Source organism: Egbenema bharatensis FJBBOT/2019, assembly GCF_048077055.1.
GTDB classification, from domain to species: domain Bacteria; phylum Cyanobacteriota; class Cyanobacteriia; order Elainellales; family Elainellaceae; genus Egbenema; species Egbenema bharatensis.
On sequence record NZ_CP182236.1, the window covers coordinates 2,377,334 to 2,391,735 of the forward strand.

General features: G+C 51.9%; 10 protein-coding genes and 2 pseudogenes. 3 read left to right on the forward strand and 9 right to left on the reverse strand.

The window, feature by feature from the left end:
• Nucleotides 1-126: 126 nt before the first annotated feature.
• Nucleotides 127-771: an L-threonylcarbamoyladenylate synthase gene (locus ACM1PF_RS11075; protein WP_416674520.1), complete on the forward strand. Its 645-nt coding sequence runs from the start codon at nt 127-129 to the stop codon at nt 769-771.
• Between the two features lie 44 nt (nt 772-815).
• On the opposite strand, the gene ACM1PF_RS11080 is transcribed toward ACM1PF_RS11075, so the two are convergent.
• The 4 genes and pseudogenes from ACM1PF_RS11080 to phoU form a co-directional block, all read right to left on the reverse strand.
• Nucleotides 816-2,060, reverse strand: a complete 1,245-nt coding sequence (locus tag ACM1PF_RS11080; protein ID WP_416674521.1) for an S-layer homology domain-containing protein — start codon at nt 2,058-2,060, stop codon at nt 816-818.
• Between the two features lie 189 nt (nt 2,061-2,249).
• Nucleotides 2,250-2,900: a flavin prenyltransferase UbiX gene (locus ACM1PF_RS11085; protein ID WP_416674522.1), complete on the reverse strand. Its 651-nt coding sequence runs from the start codon at nt 2,898-2,900 to the stop codon at nt 2,250-2,252.
• A gap of 73 nt (nt 2,901-2,973) precedes the next feature.
• Complete coding sequence (locus tag ACM1PF_RS11090) at nt 2,974-5,409, reverse strand: ribonuclease R family protein (protein ID WP_416676623.1); 2,436 nt, start codon at nt 5,407-5,409, stop codon at nt 2,974-2,976.
• A 470-nt stretch (nt 5,410-5,879) separates the two neighbouring features.
• Nucleotides 5,880-6,532, reverse strand: a pseudogene (gene phoU / locus ACM1PF_RS11095) (phosphate signaling complex protein PhoU).
• Nucleotides 6,533-6,828: 296 nt separating this feature from the next.
• On the opposite strand from phoU, the gene psaM reads away from it, so the two are divergent.
• Both psaM and ACM1PF_RS11105 read left to right on the forward strand, forming a co-directional pair.
• Entirely contained in the window at nt 6,829-6,936 is a 108-nt protein-coding gene (gene psaM, locus ACM1PF_RS11100) for a photosystem I reaction center subunit XII (RefSeq protein ID WP_416676624.1), read from the forward strand.
• A 330-nt stretch (nt 6,937-7,266) separates the two neighbouring features.
• Entirely contained in the window at nt 7,267-7,860 is a 594-nt protein-coding gene (locus tag ACM1PF_RS11105) for a slr1601 family putative cell division protein (RefSeq protein ID WP_416674523.1), read from the forward strand.
• 109 nt (nt 7,861-7,969) lie between these two features.
• Here the strand turns inward: ACM1PF_RS11105 and ACM1PF_RS11110 are convergent.
• From ACM1PF_RS11110 to ACM1PF_RS11130, 5 genes and pseudogenes are all read right to left on the reverse strand, one after another.
• Nucleotides 7,970-8,994: pseudogene (locus tag ACM1PF_RS11110) on the reverse strand (ABC transporter permease).
• Nucleotides 8,995-9,413: 419 nt separating this feature from the next.
• On the reverse strand, nt 9,414-11,084 hold the full coding sequence (locus ACM1PF_RS11115) for an ABC transporter substrate-binding protein (protein WP_416674525.1): 1,671 nt from the start codon (nt 11,082-11,084) through the stop codon (nt 9,414-9,416).
• A gap of 330 nt (nt 11,085-11,414) precedes the next feature.
• The gene (locus ACM1PF_RS11120) at nt 11,415-12,227 is read right to left on the reverse strand and encodes an SDR family NAD(P)-dependent oxidoreductase (protein ID WP_416674526.1); all 813 of its coding nucleotides are present in this window, start codon (nt 12,225-12,227) and stop codon (nt 11,415-11,417) included.
• 230 nt (nt 12,228-12,457) lie between these two features.
• A complete protein-coding gene (locus ACM1PF_RS11125; RefSeq protein ID WP_416674528.1) occupies nt 12,458-13,168 on the reverse strand; it encodes an SRPBCC family protein in 711 nt (236 codons plus the stop codon).
• 151 nt (nt 13,169-13,319) lie between these two features.
• Entirely contained in the window at nt 13,320-14,345 is a 1,026-nt protein-coding gene (locus ACM1PF_RS11130) for an SDR family oxidoreductase (RefSeq protein ID WP_416674530.1), read from the reverse strand.
• Nucleotides 14,346-14,402 lie beyond the last annotated feature (57 nt).

The window sequence follows — 14,402 nt, forward strand, 5'->3', positions numbered from 1 at the left end:
ACTGGAACAACCCTAAAATCATGAGTCTGCGCGATTGCTGGACAAAATTTAGTGATTGCCAACATTACGACCAAAGTAATAATCTGATCCCATCTCAGGTGTTCAAACTCCCCACTCCCGACTCCCATGCCCCTCGTACCCCTGACCCAACTCCTCCACGCTGCCCGATCGGGAACTCACCTGATCAGCTTTCCAACTGACACGGTCCCAGCCCTTGCCGTGCGCCCCGATCGCGCTGCCCTGATTTTTGCGGCCAAACAACGCAGTCAAACCAAACCGCTAATTTTAATGGGGGGAGATAGCACCGATTTATGGCCCTATGTCAAAGGCAGTGAAGCGGAACTTGCCCTGTGGCAGCAAGTCGCCGAGCAATACTGGCCCGGAGCCTTAACCCTGGTATTACCCGCCAGCGATCGCCTTCCGCCCGCCATGAATCCGACTGATCCCACAACCATTGGAATTCGCGTTCCCAATCATCCGATCGCCCGCCATCTCCTTTCCCTCACCCAACCCCTTGCCACTACTAGCGTGAATCGATCGGGGGAACCGCCCCTGGAAACCCTCTCGGAAATTAACCAGCACTTCCCAGAGGTATTGACCCTGCACCCTCAGGAACTAGAGAGATTAGAAGAGGAATTAGAACCAGAATCATCCTTACAACCCAACAATAAAACCCCCAAAACAAGTTCGGGGGTTCCCTCAACGGTGGTTAAATGGACTGGACAAGGATGGGAAGTGCTCCGTCAAGGCGGTATAGCGTGGCAAGGATAGTCCCGTCCAAAAGCGCGATCGTCTGGTGATAGATTGCCGATAGATTACCGAACGACATACGGTTCTTCTAGCGTCAGATCCAGATCCACTGCTGGGTCGATCGCAATCAACGTCACCCGGCTGCGTCCCAGGAACAATCCAGCTAAGGCTCCTAAGCCAGCCCCACCCAGAACTTCCTCCGTGGCAATGGCGCGATCGCCGGTCACTGCGGCTACTCCGGCGGCGGCCCCTGCCCCTAAAGCCGCTCCCGCCAAAATCACACCCACATTGGTTCTGCGGTTGATTTCCTGGGTCGTGCGGACAATTCTGGAGGTTGCGTTAATGGGACGACGAGTGTTATCCGGCAAAATTACCTCACGGGCATAGAAGCGAGCACCCCCAGACACGATCCGAATTTCACCCTCAATCCGGCTATTTTCTGGAATCAAAACCTGGTTTGTTTGGGAGACGATATTGCGGGCAACCGTCAGCGTTACCGGAACGGGTTCTGGCTCTTCCGCCGAAACATAGATCCGCTCTGCCTGGGTATACTGCACCGGAATCGTCACTCCGGCTGGAATCTGCACCGCCTGGGGAGGCACCGAAACCTGGCTACCAACAATGTAGGGAGACTGGATTGCAGCAACCTGCCCCGCACTGACGAGCGCCTGATAGATAAAGGCCGCCACTTCAGCCCGTGTCGCAGGACGATTGGGATTCAGGGTACTGACATCGGGATAGTTCACCACGATCTGCCGTTCCGTCGCAGCAGCAATACTGCTTCTGGCCCAATCAGGAATACCATTGGCATCCCGGTAAACCTGTAGCGTAGTGCCCGGTGCGCCAGCAGTGCCATATCCTAAGCCATTTGCTAAGGAAACCAGTACCTGCGCACGAGGAATATTTTGATCTGGACGGAAGAAATTATCGGGATATCCTGACAAGAAACCTGTCGTATAAGCTGCTTGAATGGCTTCAGCCGCCCAGTAGTTAGCAGGTACATCATTAAATCTTGCTGGCCCACGGGTTGCCGATCGGGGGAATGCCTGACGCACCATCGCTGCAAACTGGGCCCGCGTTACGGGATCATTGGGGCGAAATGTCCCATCGGGGAAACCACTGATTACACCCCGATTAGCGAGTTCTTGAATGAAACCTCTTGCCCAATAATCGGAAGAGAGATCTGAGAAAGTAACTTGTGCATAGGCAGGAGCTTGTTGAAAAACAACGATCGGTGTGGCTGCACCCGCTAACATTGTCAAGGCACTAAATACCGCAGTCCCAGACCGCAGGGGACGAAAACTAGACATAGTATCCTCTCTAGACGCAGTAAAAGGTAAGGTTCAAGGCGATGCTGTCTCAGTAATGACACTGGGGGGCGATGGACGATTTAACGCCCAAATTCATGAAAATCGCTCAATTAGACTCCGCATCATTCCGTAAGCTACCTTTTTTGACTTGGGAAAGGACGATCGAGTTCCCAGGGAATTAGCCTAATTTTATACTTCTGAATCTGATGTTTTCTCCAGATGACCTTCCCAGCGTTTGAGGGGAATACAGTCAATGTCAAACTGATCTAAAACCCGCGCAACCACAAAATCCACCAGATCTTCGATCGTCTGGGGATGGTGATACCAGGCGGGAATGGCAGGAACAATTCGGGCTCCAGCTTCCGCCAGGGCAGTTAGATTACGCAGATGAATCAAGCTGAAAGGCGTTTCGCGGGGAACCAGTACGAGTTTGCGTCCTTCCTTAAGTTGCACATCCGCTGCTCGCTCCAGCAGGTCAGAACTCAGCCCAGCCGCCAGTTTCGCCACCGTACTCATACTGCATGGAATCACGACCATACCCAGCGTCCGAAATGATCCACTGGCAACCGTTGCCCCCACATCGCCCCAGGGATGACAGCGGAGTTTCCCGCCCGTTTCCACCCCCGCCTGCTGTCGCCAAAACTGTTCCTGCTGTTCTCCTTCCACGGGCATTCGGATGTTTTGCTCTGCCTGCCACACCATATAGGTGGATTTGGAGGCAACCAGATCGATCGCATAATCCGCTTCTAGCAAAAATTTGAGCATCCGCACGGCGTAAATCAGTCCAGATGCGCCAGAAACGCCAAGGATCAGGGGACGGGGGGAAGAGGGAGAAGTCACGTTTTTTGGAGTGAGGAGTGAGGAGTGAGGAGTGAGGAGTGGATCGATCGATCCATAAAGATGGACTTAAATCCTAATCCTCTTCATCGTACCCGTCCTCTTCCGGCTCATCATTGAGATCTTCGCCCAGATCTTCATTGAGGTCATCCATCGGCAGGGTATCCTCCAGTTCATCTTCCTCCAGGGCTTCGCTACCGCCACCCACAGCCACCAGGTCAATTTGCTGACGGTAGTAGTCTACGCTCTTCACCTGGACTTCTACCCGATCGCCCAGTTTGTACTGCTTGCGGTTTTTCCGCCCCACTAGCTTCTGCTGCCGCGATCGATACTCATACCAGTCATCCTTGAGGGAACTGACATGCACCAGCCCTTCCACCAGCAGTTCTTCAATTTCCACAAAGAAGCCGTAGGACTGTACGCCCGTAATCAACCCATGAAAGACCTTGCCCGTATGCTGCTGCATAAACTCGGCTTTTTTCAGCCCTTCAATGTCTGATTCAGCATCCTGAGATAGCTTTTCCTGTTCAGTCAGATGGACGACCAGAGCCGCAATATCATCCTCCAGTTCAGCATGGAGATCGGTGGGCAACACGTTCCAATTAATCTGCCCATGACAGGAACTACTGCGGAGGTTGACCCGCTCCTTAGACCGAGTCGTCCGACGATCGCGCCCTTCGTTGAAAATGGCGTGAAGCACCCGATGTACCAGCAGATCAGGATAGCGGCGAAGTGGAGAGGTGAAGTGGGTATAGGCATCTTCCAGGGCTAACCCAAAATGGGAGCCGGGCATGGTGCTGTAAATTGCTGGCTTAAAGGTAGCCAACAGTAAATAGGTCAGCACTTTTTCTGTCTTGGACTCGGCAAACTGAGAAACCAATCGCTGATAGTCGCGGGAATGGACGGCATCTTCCTGTTCCAGATAAGCATCAATGCCCATATTGCTGACCAGCTTCAGCAACTCCTGTACATCCCCCGGATCTGGCGTACGATGCACTCGATAAACGCCTGGAACCTGTAGCTCAATCAAATGTTCTGCCACGAGCTGATTGGCCAGCAACATGAACTCCGTCACGATCGATCGGGCGGGCAGGTAGGAAGATACCACCATCGCTCCCAGGGCTCCCTCATCGTCGTACTGAAACTTGGTGGAGAGGAAATTGCTCAGTTCAGGATTGGCCTCCGTTGGGAAGAGCCGCTCGGAAAGGTTCAGGTCAAACGCGCCCCGTTGCAGCCGCTGTTCTCGTACTGTCTGACTCAGCACAAAGAGTCGATCCAGCATATCAAAGGTGGGCTGAAAGTCCTCCAGGTCTTCCAGGGAGGGGAGGGGGTATGCCAGGGGAACTTGGGGATCGGCAACCGCTTCTTCGTGGCGTTGGACGATCGCCTGCACCTGCTGATAGTCCAGCCGATAATCCACCTGAATCACCGTCGGCTGAATTTCGTACTCTACTACCTCGCCATTTTCATCCAGCGTCACCAGCACAGAGACACACAGACGATCGGCATCTTCTACCAGAGAGCAACTGCGGTGTACCTGCTCTGGCAGCATCCGAATCACCGTGTCGCCCAGATAGATCGAAGTACCACGCCGCCGCGCTTCAATGTCCAGGGGAGAATCGGGGGAGACGTAGTAGGACACATCGGCAATGTGAATGCCAACGCGCCAGTGACCAGACTTGGTTTTCTCTAAGGTCAACGCATCATCAATGGCGGGGCCAGTGGCCGTGGCAGGTCCATCGATCGTCACAGTCAGCAGTTTCCGCAGATCGAGCCGTCCCTTGAGATCGGCCTTACGCAACTTAACGGGCAGCTTCTTAGCCGCAGCCAGCACTTCTTCAGGGAAGTCTCGCGGTAAATCATGCTTGCAGCAAACAATGTCAAACTCAGAAGCTGCTTCGGCATCGCTGCCCAAAATCTGCGCCACCCGCCCCAGAGGAGGATACTGTCCCAGGGGGTAGCGCAAAATTTCAACGTGAACCAGCTGATCCACCGCATCGGGCAAACTCGCGCCGTTTGGCTTCAGATCCACCTCAAATAGGAGGCGATCGTCTAAGGGCATCGCTCGGTAGCTCCCTTCCTCCGCTTGCTTCACCCGTGCCAACACTGAGGAATTCGCCCGATCTAAAATCAGCCGTACTTCCCCTTCGGGGCTACGCCGCCGTGTTCCTTCCTTCGTGACCCGTACCAACACGCGATCGCCATTCCACGCTGTATTCAGGTGACTTTCGCGGATGTAGATATCCTCCGAACCTTCAATGTCTTGAATCGCAAAGCAAAACCCCTTACTGGAGCATCGCAGCTTTCCTTCCACCACATCATCTTCGTGTACGCGCCGATATTTGCCTCGTTCTTTGGCCAGAACGCCAACCCGTTCCAGGGCATCCAGGACAATCTGCAACTTACGTAGTCCAGCCTCATCGGTACAACTCAGCTTTTTTTCTAACGCCTTAGGCGCAACCAGTTTATCGTCTGTGAAATTTGCTAATAATTCAGCGATCGAAAAGTCCATGTAGCGATCAATCCTCAAATGGGTTGGCGTAATGCTCCGACTCTGTACCTGACGCTGTAAAAGACTGTCAACCATTCGGAACCAGCCCAATCAGCCCTTCACTCCGTCAGCTTGTAAAGTCTACATCTAGCGAAACCAGCAGCTTTACCTGCTTCGACAGTGCCGGAACAAGTGTTTCTCAGTGGAAATCCCCGAAGACGCTCTCTTTTCGCAATTGCCTGTACGGAATAGACTCAGCTTGGAAGACTTAGCTCGAAGGACTAAGCTCGAAGCGGGCAGACTATTCCCCCAGACAACCAGGCAGTCAGAGATTATGACAAGAACACCGAGTTAGCGAACGATGTCTGAAGGGGATGCAAAAACCACCTAAGTTTCTGCACTCCAATTATTTTAGTTAATAATTTCCCCGTGCAAACATCTATTCAGGAGGTTTTTAAAAAAAGACCCGATCGGGGGAAGACGGTACTTTCTTACCGCTGACCCGTCACGATATACGCTACCCGCTTACCGATGTTAGTGGAATGATCCGCCATGCGTTCAATATGGCGAATGACCAGAACCAGCAGCACATAAGGCTCGATCGACCCCTGAACATCGGTTTGGCGAGCCAGCAAGTTGTAGAGCGATTCATAGTCTGAATCCACGGCATCATCCTTCAGCTTAATCTCCAGCCCGGACTCGGCATCCATGTCTGAAAGTGAAGCCAGACCCATTGCCAGCATTGCTCGACAGCGATCGAACATGATCTGGATTCTGTCCATGCAGGGATTGACGGGATAGGGAAACAGCTTCACGGCAATTTCAGCCAAATCCTCGGCGTAGTCTCCGATTCGCTCTAAATCCCGAATCATTTGCATGATGGCACTGAGCAACCGTAAATCCTGAGTCACCGGGGTTTGTAGAGTAATTAGCCTAACGCAATCTAGTTCAATTTGCCGATAAAGCTGATCGATCTGCTTATCCTGAGGGCGAATGAGTTCGGCAGCTTCTAAATCTTGCTCAAACAGAGCTTTGCGGGCTAACCAGCAAGAGTTCTCAACCAGGCCCCCATCCGTAAAACATCTCGCTGAACGCGCCTCAGTTGTCGTTCAAACTGAATCCGAATCGGTTTAGAGCTTTCCAATGATAGTTTTCCTATAAGTCAAAATCAGACCGTTCAGCCTGAAAATCCACGAAAAAAGTAAGACAATTTATTTTTCCTTCTGTTACATGATGTGACAAAAGATTCCAGAAGGGAGTAATTTAACCGACATTAATGAACGTTGGTGTGTGTCTGCTTCATGAGGGAACCTGTCCAAATTCTACTCAAAAGAAGATGGGTTGGATTCCTCAAGCACCGATCGTCCGTTGGCTATCCGGCAGCGATCGTGGGCCACATCACTTACAAATCATCATGATGACAATAGGAGTTTTCCAGCGATGCTTTTAGCCACGGCTTTATCGAATACGCAAATCTATGTCGCACTTGTCATTGCTCTGATTCCGGCAGTGCTGGCCTTCCGGCTGTCCACTGAGCTATACAAGTAGGACTCAAACTTCTTGTTGATCATGAATCTGGGGCTGTGTACCAGAGGCTAGGTGTCTAAGCAACCCTGTTTAGCGCAATGCCTGGGATCATGGGAAATTTTCCTGATTCTGCACCCGCAGCCCTGGATTTTTTATTGGAGGTTGGATTGATCGGTGGCAGAGGAACCTAGAGATTTTGAGATTTTTCCTGGGGTCTTGTCAGGTTTGAGTAAAGGGTCTATCCTTGGGCTGTTTCTTCTTCTCTACCGCTGAAGTAAACTCCTTAGCATAAAATGTCTTCAAAGGATGAGCTAATCAACTCATTTGGCGAATTGTTTGCTGGGATCGGGTATGCTTCAGGTAACGTCTAACGTTCGTGGTTCCTGTCTGGCCTCAGTTTCACCCTTACATCAGCATCGGGTTTTGATTGATATGAACGCGCTTCAACCCTCTCATCCTCCCACCCCTCCCCCTCGTCAGGCGGCCACCCCCATGAGTCGATCGCCTCAGCGTGTTCCCCGACGCTCTGCCGCTCAAACGCACCGCACAACTCATCGACCGGTTCACCGCACGGCTCATCGTACCGTTCATCAAACGATCGCCCTGGAACTGTCCGCTCGACTGGGGGTGAATCTGCTCCTGGGAATTATTGCAGTTTCTGCCCTGGCGCGGTTGCTGCCCTACAACCTGACTCAGCAAGCGCAGTTAGAGCAATTACAGGCAGAAGTTGCTGAAGTGGAAACGCGCGTCAATCATCTCCGGGCAGAGTTCAATCGCAACTTTGATCCGCAGCAGGCCATGAGCGTCATGCAAGAACAAAGTGCCCGAATGCATCCCAATCAACGTCAGGTGATCTGGATCGCTCCTTCCAGTACGATCGCGGAGGAACCTGTGGAGGAAGAAGTGCGGCAGAATCGACGGCAAACCTGGACTGCCTGGGATTAGATGGCTGGGCAATTGGGATTGTGAAATAACCTGTTCGCATTTCTGCTGCTTTGACTGGGCGGGCAAGATGCCCACCCCACAAGAATTTTGGGTGATTGAATTTGCTTTCTTAGTAGCGGATGCGGGGATCGACGTAGGCGTTGAGGATGTCGATCAGGATGCTGGCGACGGCTACAATCACCGATAGGAAGACCATGATTCCCTGAACAACGGGGTAATCTCGCTGGGAGATCGCCTGGTAAAGACGGTTCGCCAGTCCGGGCCAGGAGAAGGTGACTTCGGTGAGGATGGCTCCGCCGAGCAGGGCTGCAAAGGTGAGTCCTAAAACCGTAATCACAGGAATTAAGGCATTTTTGAGGGCGTGGGCGAGAACAATTCGCCGTTCGGGAATGCCCCTGGCTCTGGCGGCTTCGACGTAATCTGCCTTGAGGGTTTGCTTCAGGTTGACCCGCACCATGCGCTCAAACACGCCACTAATTAACAATCCTAAGGTCAGGCTGGGCAGGGTGAGGTAGTAGAGGGTGGCAAAGAATTGGGATAAATTAGCGTGAAGCAGGCTATCCAGGAGATACAACCCGGTTGGGCCATTGGGACGAGGCAGGGTAATGGGGAACCGTCCTGAGATGGGAAACCAGCGCAGTTGGACGGCAAAGATTAGCTGCAAGATCATGCCAAACCAGTACATCGGCACAGCATAGGTGATGATGCCAAACAGCCGTCCGCCGACATCAAAGCCTGTATTGGGTTTGGAAGCTGAGAGAACCCCTACACCTACGCCCACTACTACAGCCACAATCATGCTAAACAGCGTTAGCTCCACGGTGGCCGGGAAAAAGTTTTGAATAATTTGCCAGACGGTTTGTCCCTGAGTGGCGATCGAGGTTCCCAGGTCAAAGTGCAGCAAATCCCCCATATAGCGAAGGTACTGCACACCCAAAGGTGCATCTAACCCTAATCGTTCTCGCAGGGCTTGTTTGGCGGCTTCTGGCGCGCGGGTCCTAACAAAGCATCGATCGGATCTCCAGGGGTAATTCGCAGCAGCAGAAAGATGATCGAGGTGATCGTCCAGATCATCAAGGGAGCCAGGAGCAGTCGGGAGAGGACGTAGTAGCGGAGGGCGGAGGATCGGGACATGGGGGAGTGAGGAGTGAGGAGTGAGGAGTGGGGAATGAGGAGTGGGGAGTGGGGAGTGTGCTTATGGTGGGGGGCGATCGAACAGGAGTAGGTTATTAGTGAGGGCGAGGATGTTTTAAGAGTCCTGCTGTGGGTGGCAAAGCTTTAGATCCCCCCAAATCCCCCTTAATAAGAGGGACTTTGAGTTCGGGTATCCAACAGTCCAATTCCGAGAGGGGAACCCACCCCTAGCCCCTACCGAAAGGGGCATTCACCCCCGGACTTTCCCAAAAGGTAGAACCCACCCCCAGCCCCTCCCAAGAGGGGAGTAATAGAAGTATCTCCTTTTGAGCTGAGCAAGGGGTTCCCAGTATTTCCCCTGAGCTGAGCAAGGGGTTCCCAGTATTTCCCCTCCTGGGAGGGGTAGGGGTGGGTTACTCCTATTTCTGAATCTGCCAGAACAATACCTGCTGGGTTGGTTGTACTTCTACCCCTTCAACGCCCGATCGCGCAAAGACGTAATCTTTGTTTTGCCAGAGGGGAACGTAGGGGGCATCTTCAGCAGCTAGTTCCTGGAGTTCAATAATCAGGTTATCGCGGTTGGTTTCATCGGTTTCCAGACGCTGTTCTGCCACCAACTCCTTGACCCGATCGCGGTAGTAGAAGGAGCCACCTTCCTGGGTTTGACCGGACTCACATCCTGTGGTTTCTGAACCTTCATCGCAGGCGAGGAAAGGATAAACAAAGGTGTCTTCATCGTAGAAGTCGGGATACCAGTCGAGCAGGACGGAGGGATAGACACCATCGCCTAAATTCCCGAAAAGGGTGGCCGATTCAGCGGTTTGGATGTCTACATTGACAATGCCGGGAAGTTGCTGTTCGATCGAGGCTTTGAGGGTGGAGGCGACCAGTCCGCGGACAGTGGAGGTGGAGGAGTGCCAGATTTCCAGCGTCAGGGGATTGGCCTCGGAAAAACCTGCTTCAGCTAACAGTTCCCCGGCTTTTTCGGTGTTGCCGTCGCCAAATTCTTCCTGAAACACGGGCTTATAGACCGGAAAGGTATTGGGCAGCAGGCTGTAGAGGGGTTCAGCTTGTCCCTGAAACACGCGATCGAGGAGCAGGTTGCGATTGACTAAAGCCGCGATCGCCTGACGGACACGGACATCATCGAACGGTTCGCTCCTCTGGTTCAGCACCAGATAATTCACGGTGTTAGTTCCAGCTTCAATCACCTGCCAGTCATTGTCCTGCGCTCCATCCACTAGCGTCCGGATTTGATCGGGATCAAGGGTTTGATAGGCAATATCCAATCCGCCGGTTCGGAAGGTGTTAAACAGGTTAGCTGGGCTACTGATGATTTGAATGTCTACGCCTTCGTTGGCGGGTGCATCTCCCCAATAGTCTTCGTTAACATCCAGGCTGATGGAGTCGGTACCGAAGGATGCCAGCTTGTAGGGGCCTGTCCCCACAAAGGTATTGGGACTAAAGGAACCTTCACCGATTTCGTAAGCTGCTGGAGAAACAGGCGTGACCCCCCAAAAGGCCAGAATCGAGGTAAATGCCGCAAACGGTTGTTGCAGGGTGATGGTGAGTTCGTATTCCCCGGTGGCTTCCACCGACTCAATTTGATCGGACAGCAGGAAGGAAGGCCGCCCGCCATTTTCCATAAATCGCTGGATGGAGAAGGCCATGGCTTCTGCGTTGAACGGAGTGCCGTCATGGAAGGTGACTCCCTCTCGCAGGGGAATGGTGTAGGTCAAACCATCATCGCTGATCTCTGGCATGGCAGTGGCAAGCTGCGGTTCCAGTTCAGCGGTTCCGGGTGTGTAGGTATACAGCCGATCGCCCATGTTGTAGAGTAAAATGCCAGGAAAGATCTCGTAGGCATCCGCAGGGTCAAGGGTTTCCGCTCTGAGGGTGGTGCCAATGGAAACGCGATTACTATCTGCGACCGCACTGTTAGTTGTGACGGGAGATGTGGATTGTGAGTTGCCCCCACAGCCCACCGTTAGGGCAAAACATAGGCTAAATAAACTCAAAAATTTTAATAACGATCGCCAGGGTTGGGCGATCGGCAGCAGTTTGCGAGAAAGAACGTACCCATTGTTCATGTGACGTACCACCTGAAAGCGTTAAATGATAGAGTTTGATCCCCAACAGTGAATGATGCGGTTAGTGTGATTCATAACTCCACACTTTATACACTGCTAGACACAATAACTCAATCAGTACGTCGTTTCGATTGAAAAAGAAGGGTACAGTTTAGTGCCACCCTTCACTCTGAGAATGAAATCCAAGGAATCTCCTCGGTAGTTCCATCTTCAACAAAGAAGCAACCTGCGTCAAAAGACAGCCTGTCAAATCAGATTTTTCTGTTACTTTTCGCAACAATTGCGGCGTAGTGGCACTACTTTCTGGGTTATACCAGTTTTTTGCTCTCCTTAGTCTTTATTCTTGAAAATGTGCTTTAACACCCACTGCATTAGACCAGGAAAAAAGGAATGGGTTGTGGCAGAGAGTTTCGCGGAACCCACCAGCACTTCATCCTCCTGGTTTTTCACCGCTCTCCAGATGGATCGGGCCACATCATCAGGTTCTTCGATCGTCGGAACGGCTAGAATCTGCTTCACCTGCTGGCGGCGATCGTGGACATCCTGTTCATTTATCCCTCGAAAAATGGCTCGTTCCAGGAAGCTGCTTTTGATCAAGTTTGGATAAACACCGCAAACATGAATTCCTTTGGGTTCCAGTTCCGTCCGGAGGGCTTCAGTGAGTCCAGTTACAGCAAACTTACTGGTAGTGTAAGGCGTTAAATAGGGAATGGCAACCTTACCGCCGATCGAACCGACATTGACAATCGTGCCCCTGCCTCGCGTCACCCAATGGGGGATTAAAGCGTGAATGGTGTGAATATAACCCCAAAGATTCGTATCGATCGCCTGATGCCAATCCTCCAGAGAAAATTGGGCAACTGGCCCAGAGATGTAGATTCCGGCATTGTTAATCAATACGTCGATCGAGCCGTACTGATCCAGAGCCGATTCCACCAGATGATTCACCTGTTCAAACTGTCTGACATCGGTGGGAATGGCCAGAGCAGACCCGCCCAAATCGGTGATTTCCTGACCAACCTGATTCAGGTGATCAGCGTTACGGGCAGCCAATACAATATTGTAGCCTTGACGGGCAAAGAGTAAGGCGGTTGATTTGCCGATGCCTTGAGATGCACCTGTGATCAGTACCGTAGAAGCCATGATTCCAAACCAGAAAAAGTTTCTAGTAGAAGCGAGCGTGAATTGAGCAACCGTAGAGCGGGCATCTTGCCCCGCGCAGGCTGGAAGCCTGCACTACGAAAGATGGGCGTATTGCTGCCGAGATTTACTAGTAGGGTGAGCCTTACCCACCCGTCTTAATTCAGTCTTAATTCAGTGCCAATGGAATGTAAATCTCCGTGGGCGAAAGTCTTCAATGGGAAAAACCTGAACTATTGCCGTCCCGATGGCTGACCCTCTACAGTGGCAATCTCCCCTGCCTCCATGAGCTGTTTAAACCGACGCAAATCATCCCCGATCTGCTGTTCCGGTTCTTCCCCAAAGAGTTTCGCCAGCGTTGCTCCAATTACGCCCGCTGGGGGTTCATATTCCAGTACAACTTTGACTTCCGTTCCACGTCCTACGGGAGCAGGTTGGAATCGCACCACCCCAGAATTCGTTACATCCGCACCTTCTACAGAAGCCCAGGCAATCAACCAATTTTCCTGATCACTAATGATTTCAGCATCCCATTCCACAGTTGTATCAGCCGGAGCCTTCGCAACCCAGTGCGATCGCCGTTCGTCCAGCACCGTAACAGACTGGAGGTGCTTCATGAAGGTAGGCAGATTTTCAAAATTACGCCAGATTTGATATAGCTCCTCCGGCGTTTTATTTAAGATAGTCGTGGACTTTTCCACCTTGATGCTCTGGTTCACCCCAACCGCATCCCCCACCTTTTCCTGCAAACTTTTTTGACTGGAAGCTCCGTGATAGGCCAGACTACCGCCTGCGATCGCCATTAGAGCACCTCTGAGGGAACGTTGCCGCAATCCCATTAACACTAAAGCTCCTCCCCCCAGCAGGGAAGCCCATCGCTCTTGATCGGTTAGCGATTCGTTTTGTTCAGGAGTAATGTTTTTGTTTTTAATTCGTTCTTCCATGATGTATTGTCCTTAATTGTGGTGTGACTGTATTGCCCCGTTAATCATCTAAAATTCTTGTGGGGTGGGCAGCGTTTCGACTGAGCTCAAGCCGAAGTCTTGCCCGCCCAGTCAACAAAGAAAAACATTGCAGGTTATTTAATCCATGATCCTAAACCCTGGTATCTTGAAACAGCGGAGTAGCCAGCCACGCTAAAGCCGCCACACCGATCACAGAACCTGCAATTAGACTATTTTTGGCAACCGGATGGCGATCGAACCAATCCGTCAGGCTGGGAACCACTAAATGATCAAACTCACCCGTGACTTTGTCATGTTCAGGAACTGGCTCATACAGATTATTGGGCGCATCTTCGGACTTCAGTTGCTCCGTCTTTTGGAGGGGAAAACCTGCCAGGAGCAGCAAGGAATCCACCAGTCCCGGAGACAGTCGTTGTGCGACATCTAAAATTCGACCCACATCACCCACAATAAAATCGCGGGTTGGATGTTCTGCGGTGTAAAGGATTGCATCTGCAACTAAACCGGGCTGGTAATAGGGCGGAATACCAGTGGGTTTCACCCCTAACTTGGTGCGACCCTTATCGTAGAACGGCGTATTGATCACCGCTGGTTTAATACTGGTCACGCTAATGGGCCATTTTTCATGGGCTAACTCGACCCGCAGAGATTCCAAAAAACCTTCCATTCCGTGTTTTGCAGCGGAGTAAGCACTTTGAAAGGGTAAAGCCCGTCTACCTTCCATTGAAGAGACATGAATCAATGCCCCCCGCCCTTCCTGCTTCAGGTGAGGAAGTGCTGCCATTGCACCGTAGACCTGCCCCATTAAGCTGACATCGATGACCCGCTTAAATTCCTTTGGAGTCATCTGATCAAACAGAGAAAATACCGTTGCGGCAGAGGCATGCACCCAGGTATCCATCCGTCCATAGGTAGCGATCGTTTTGTCTGCGATCGCCTGCACCTGTTCAAAGTGCGACACATCGGCTGTGATTGCGGTAGCTTCACCACCGGACTGGTGGATTTCTTCGATTAAGCTCTGCAATCCAGATTCACTGCGGGCGGAAACCACCACCTTTGCACCCTGTTGAGCAAAGCGTAGGGCTGTTTCACGACCAATGCCGCTAGAGGCTCCTACAATGATGACAACCTGTTGATCGATCGGTTTAAGTTGCATTTGAGAGGGAGTGGTAATGGAGCTTGAGTCAGGAACTATGTGATTCCGAAAGTATTT

Bases quoted from the DNA above. Each gene is read 5' to 3' on its own strand.
- ACM1PF_RS11075 (WP_416674520.1), top strand. From the start codon at position 127: ATGCCCCTCGTACCCCTGACCCAACTCCTCCACGCTGCCCGATCGGGA.
- ACM1PF_RS11080 (WP_416674521.1), bottom strand. From the start codon at position 2,060: ATGTCTAGTTTTCGTCCCCTGCGGTCTGGGACTGCGGTATTTAGTGCC.
- ACM1PF_RS11090 (WP_416676623.1), bottom strand. From the start codon at position 5,409: ATGGACTTTTCGATCGCTGAATTATTAGCAAATTTCACAGACGATAAA.
- psaM (WP_416676624.1), top strand. From the start codon at position 6,829: ATGCTTTTAGCCACGGCTTTATCGAATACGCAAATCTATGTCGCACTT.
- ACM1PF_RS11105 (WP_416674523.1), top strand. From the start codon at position 7,267: ATGCTTCAGGTAACGTCTAACGTTCGTGGTTCCTGTCTGGCCTCAGTT.
- ACM1PF_RS11115 (WP_416674525.1), bottom strand. From the start codon at position 11,084: ATGAACAATGGGTACGTTCTTTCTCGCAAACTGCTGCCGATCGCCCAA.
- ACM1PF_RS11120 (WP_416674526.1), bottom strand. From the start codon at position 12,227: ATGGCTTCTACGGTACTGATCACAGGTGCATCTCAAGGCATCGGCAAA.
- ACM1PF_RS11125 (WP_416674528.1), bottom strand. From the start codon at position 13,168: ATGGAAGAACGAATTAAAAACAAAAACATTACTCCTGAACAAAACGAA.
- ACM1PF_RS11130 (WP_416674530.1), bottom strand. From the start codon at position 14,345: ATGCAACTTAAACCGATCGATCAACAGGTTGTCATCATTGTAGGAGCC.